This window comes from Desulfovibrio subterraneus, from assembly GCF_013340285.1.
Classification (GTDB): Bacteria; Desulfobacterota; Desulfovibrionia; order Desulfovibrionales; family Desulfovibrionaceae; genus Halodesulfovibrio; species Halodesulfovibrio subterraneus.
On record NZ_BLVO01000017.1, the window covers coordinates 1 to 269 of the forward strand.

The 269-nt window shown below is 46.5% G+C and carries 1 rRNA gene; it reads left to right on the plus strand.

What is annotated here, in order from left to right:
- A 16S ribosomal RNA gene (locus HUV30_RS18320) occupies positions 1-50 on the plus strand; the annotation flags it as partial.
- Positions 51-269 lie beyond the last annotated feature (219 nt).

Consider the following 269-nt stretch of genomic DNA (forward strand, 5'->3'; position numbering starts at 1 on the left):
AGTCGTAACAAGGTAGCCGTAGGGGAACCTGCGGCTGGATCACCTCCTTTAAGGAAATTTGTCCAACTCGCTATTTAATTGCAAGGAGCTTCGCGCTCTTTGACAAGTGAATGGTTGGTAGCACGCAACACGATGAGTGGTGCATGTGATCCAAGTATTACACTTGGCTGAGGCTTTATGCCTCTGCTCTTTGACAATCGATAGGGACGGAAAGGAAGTCTAAGAAAAATAAGTTATTAAGGGCATTTGGTGGATGCCTTGGTGCCAGA